This window comes from Methanobrevibacter sp., assembly GCF_045646045.1.
Classification (GTDB): Archaea; Methanobacteriota; Methanobacteria; order Methanobacteriales; family Methanobacteriaceae; genus Methanocatella.
Map to the genome: position 1 here is coordinate 1 of NZ_JAZRJY010000040.1, position 5,044 is coordinate 5,044.

General features: G+C 34.0%; 3 protein-coding genes. All 3 read left to right on the forward strand.

Going from position 1 to position 5,044, the window contains the following annotated elements; all coding sequences use genetic code 11:
* Nucleotides 1-617: 617 nt before the first annotated feature.
* Nucleotides 618-2,450, forward strand: a complete 1,833-nt coding sequence (locus ACKI5C_RS02820; protein ID WP_407431715.1) for a subtype A tannase — start codon at nt 618-620, stop codon at nt 2,448-2,450.
* A gap of 426 nt (nt 2,451-2,876) precedes the next feature.
* On the forward strand, nt 2,877-3,143 hold the full coding sequence (locus ACKI5C_RS02825; RefSeq protein ID WP_407431716.1) for a DUF6110 family protein: 267 nt from the start codon (nt 2,877-2,879) through the stop codon (nt 3,141-3,143).
* A gap of 9 nt (nt 3,144-3,152) precedes the next feature.
* A partial coding sequence (locus ACKI5C_RS02830; protein ID WP_407431717.1) for a heavy metal translocating P-type ATPase occupies nt 3,153-5,044 on the forward strand: 1,892 nt, incomplete at its 3' end.

A 5,044-nucleotide genomic window follows, 5' to 3' on the forward strand; every position in this document is an offset into this window, starting at 1 on the left:
CTGTCAAGTTCCAGCATCAGTTAGTTTTTTTTCGTTTTCTATTTTTGATAAATTACTATAAATGTAATGTAAATTCCATTATAATGTGAAAAACACACTTCGCATTACATCAGTCAAATTACTATTTTTCTGCCCATCATAAGTTCCATAGTCAACTCGATAAGTTATTTTATCAGTTTTTGATATCAACAACGACCTGTGTCATTGCATTGCTTAAGTATTGTAGATGGGAGTATTAATTAAATAGCTATTAATTATATATAACTTAAAAATTAAATCATTAATTAATTAAAATTATTTTGGAGAGAGGTTAATATGAAAGGGCATGTGATAGTTGTCATACTTATGGTCTCTCTACACTACTTTTTTTTGAAATTATAATAATTAAAGATTTTCATTCGTATAAAACTTATAAAAAAGTTCAGATACTTATCTATTTCAAGTACAAAATGCAAATATAATTTTTGCAAATTATTCCAAACTATTAATTAAATTGTTATTTAATGTTTCATGATCAAAGTCTGTTTCCCATTCCAATTTTGCAAAACTGACAGTATAATATAAAAAATTTTAAATATCACTTCCGAGTTATTAATATAAAATTAATAGGTGATGTTATGAAAAAGTTACATTTAATTATAATTGCCATAATAATTCTAATATCTATTGTGGGAGTATTTTTCCTAACAGGTAACTCGACTCCAACAGGCGAAGGACCATCATATAATGCAAGCGCATTAACAAATAATCTTTCAGTTGACATGAATAATTGGCAATATGACGAAACAAATGACATATATTATCAAATTGGACTTGTATACTGTATGAATCCTAAAGATACTTCATATGAATCTTGTGGGATCTACGTTCCTGGAAAATACTTTGAAGGCAGTAAAAATTCCAATGGAACTTACAGTTGTAAAATAAATGAAAATGCTAAAGTTGGAAATTATACCTCTAATTCCGCACCTATAGTAATGCCAGTAAATACTCCAGGTTATTCTGCATGCAAAGCACCAACTAGTTACAATGCAGGTGAAGTCAAAAATTACACTGATGCTGGTTTTATCTATTTAAATGCTGGTTGTATGGGAAGAGACAATGCAGAAGCACCTGATGGTGTAGTTGACTTGAAATCTGCAGTGACTTACTACAGATTTAACGGAGATGTTTTACCCGGAAACATTGAGAAAATATTTACTTTTGGCCATAGTGGAGGAGGAGCACAATCTGCAATAATGGGCGCTTCAGGAAACAGCGAATTATATAATCCATATTTAGAAAACATTGGTGCTGCAATGGTTGACAAAGATGGAAAAGTTTTATCAAATGCTATTGCTGGTGCGATGTGCTGGTGTCCAATAACAAATTTAGATACTGCAGATAGCGCATATGAATGGAATATGGGACAATATGTGAGAAATTCAAACTCATTCACAGGTGCCTTAAGCAATGATTTGGCAGAATCATATGCTACTTACATTAATCAATTGAACCTAAAAGACCCAAATGGAAATGTATTAAAACTTGAAAAAAGCGATGATGGAATTTATACTTCAGGCAGTTACTATGATTACATGTTAACTGTAACCGAAGAATCCTTGAATAATTTTTTAAATGATACAACATTCCCATATTCTCCAAGTTCTAATGGAATGGGAAACATGCCATCTGGTGGAACACCTAGCGGGGAAATGCCAAGCGGAGAAACACCAACAGGATCAACTCCAAGTGGGGAAATGCCAAGCGGAGAAACACCAACAGGATCAGCACCTAGTGGGGAAATGCAAAGTGAAAACACCGATACCAACTCATCAACAAGTTATCAGACAGCACAAGACTACATTGATTACCTTAATGGAAATGACACATGGATTCAATATGATGAAAAAACAAACACTGCAAAAATCACTAGTTTAGAAGCATTTGTCAAAAATTGTAAAAATCCTTCAAAATCTGTTGCCGCTTTTGATGATTTGAATCGTTCTCAAGCTGAAAACGGATTATTTGGCCTTGACTCAAATAGTTCATCACATTTTGATAAAGAATTAAGTGATTTACTTAACAACAATAGTGAAACATACTCTAAATACAGTAATGACTCAAAAGATTATGCCCGTGAATATAGCAATGATTTGGCTACAAAAGACAGTTTAAATAACACAATGGAAACTCGTGTAAACATGTATAATCCAATGTATTACTTATGTGATTATTACAATGGAGCAGGAAGTTCTGATGTAGCTAAATATTGGAGAATAAACACAGGTATTGAACAAGGAGATACTTCCCAATGTGTCGATGTCAACTTATACTTAGCCGTCCTGAATAAAGTTGGAAAGGACAATGTTGAATTTTCAACTGTTTGGGGCCAAGGACATACTCAAGCTGAAAGAACTGGTGATTCTACAGGCAATTTTATTAATTGGGTTAATAATTGCTTAAACTAAAAGTGAATAACATGAATTATTCACTTTTTACTATTTTTAATTTTAAACATTAACTTTAAAAAAATGAAACACATCAGAATTAGAAAATTCTACATAAACACACCATTTCATTTTAAAACCTTAAAGACTACAGAACTTATCGTTTCCCATAAACTCTGATAAAAAAATTGATTTTATATAAAGAAAACACTAAAAAAAATACGAACATTTCGTATAAAACTTATAAAAAAGTTGTGATACCTACAATTCACACCACTACACCAATAGACAATACTTTTTGGCAGTTAACAATTTCCTTTTTCCTGCCATGAAAATTTAGTTATGCCTAAATTTATATAGTATGGAATATATAATTAACAATTGGAATAATTTAGGTTTGCCTAATTTTTCCAATTAAACTAAAGAATTTTTTTAGGTTGAATTAATATGAGACACGAGGAATTTTTTGATAAATGTTACGAACATAAACATGTATTGCTATTTGGGGCAGGAATCGCTACTGCTATAGTTGGTAAAAAAATCTTAGAATCTAAAGCTGTAAAAGATGCAGCGACTCATGGAATGGCTTCAATAATGTCAGCTAGAAAAGATGCAGAAGAATGCTTCCAAGACATGAGAGAAAATGCAGAAGACATCATGGTTGATGCACACGAAGAAAATAAAAAAGAAATCTACATAGAAGATAAAGAATAAGGTAGAAAAATGAAATATCAAGTAATGTACGATAACGGATCTCGTTTAAGGGTTCGATCAGGCCAGTGGGCTTTCACAAAAGAGGAAGGCTATGGTCTTGCTTCATTACTTTTAAATCAAAGTTTCATCCATGAGGTATACACATCCCATAGAAACGGAAGTATTCTAATATATTACGATGGGGATGTTGAAAACAAGCAGATAATTTTCAATATATTAGATGGAATTACATTGGAGGATCTCTTCGAAGCAGAGCCGACACAAGCTCAAAGTTCAAAAGAAATCACCGATGATTTCTATCTAAAATTATCCAAAATGCTTTTTTATAGGGTTGTCGAAAGAATATTTTTACCTATTCCAATAAAGAATGTATTGACCCTTTATCATGCTGCAGAATATATCTGGAATGGTTTAGACAGTTTAACTGATTTCAGATGTGACGTTGCACTTTTAGATGGTGCTGCAGTAGCAGGTGCGCTAATGTATAACCAATACAAACCTGCAAGTTCAATGATGTTCTTATTGTCAATCTCCGATGCGTTAGAGGACTACACATTACAAAAAGCTAAAACTACACTAAAAGACAGTTTGGCTTTAAACATCGATACTGTATGGGTAGTAGGAGATGATGGTGAAGAAAAACAACGCCCTATTGTAGATATCGACAAGGGAGATAAAATCAAAATCCATATGGGTGATGTAATACCTGTTGATGGAAAAGTAATTGAAGGCGACGGAATGGTTAACGAAGCTTCAATGACTGGAGAACCACTAGCCATTCATAAGATGCCTGGAAAAACCGTGCACGCAGGAACCGTTGTTGAAGAAGGAAACCTTATAATTGAAGTCTATTCAATGAACAATGAAACAAGATTAAATAAAATTATAGATTTGATTGAAAATTCGGAAGAGTTGAAGGCAGATACTCAAAGTAAGGCCGAAAAGCTCGCCGATTCAATTGTTCCGTACAGCTTCATCGCAACTGCCCTAACATACTTGATTACAGGAAACCCTACAAAAGCCTTATCTGTTTTAATGGTTGATTTTTCATGTGCAATCAAACTGACAACACCGTTATCCATAATATCTGCTATGCGTGAAGCATCAGATAACAGGATGATGGTAAAAGGCGGGAAATTCCTGGAAAACTATGCAAATGCAGACACAATCGTGTTCGACAAGACAGGAACACTGACTAATGCAACTCCAAAGGTTGTTGATGTCATTCCAATGTCCAAGAGATACAAACGTGAGGACATTTTAAGAATGGCGGCTTGTATTGAAGAGCATTTCGCGCATAGTATCGCAACAGCAATCGTAAAAGCGGCAGAAGAGGAAGGTCTAAAACACGATGAAGACCACAGCGAAGTGGAATATATTGTGGCGCATGGTATTGCAACGGAATATGACGGCAAACGTGCAATAATAGGTTCCAGACACTTCTTATTTGATGATGAGAACGTTAAAGTAACCAAAACCCAGGAGAAAAAAATCGCCAAAAAAGCCAAAGAACATTCTGTAGTTTATTTGGCAATTGATGGAAAACTGGAAGGCATAATCTGTATTGATGATCCTGTTCGTGAAGAAGCAAAATATGTCATATCAGAGCTTAAGGATTTAGGCATTGAAAATGTCATAATGCTTACCGGAGACAGTGAAAGTGGTGCAAGAGCCAGTGCCAAAGCATTGGGAATCACAAAATACAAATCTCAAGTGCTTCCAGAAGACAAATCAAAGATTATTGAAGATTTAAAGGCTGAAGGCAAAACTGTAATCATGGTGGGTGATGGAATAAATGATTCCCCTGCCCTTGCATGTGCAGACGTTTCCGTTTCTATGAAACATTCATCTGACATAGCTCGTGAAGTGGCAGACATATCATTACTGTCTGATGATTTATA

Bases quoted from the DNA above. Each gene is read 5' to 3' on its own strand.
- ACKI5C_RS02820 (WP_407431715.1), top strand. From the start codon at position 618: ATGAAAAAGTTACATTTAATTATAATTGCCATAATAATTCTAATATCT.
- ACKI5C_RS02825 (WP_407431716.1), top strand. From the start codon at position 2,877: ATGAGACACGAGGAATTTTTTGATAAATGTTACGAACATAAACATGTA.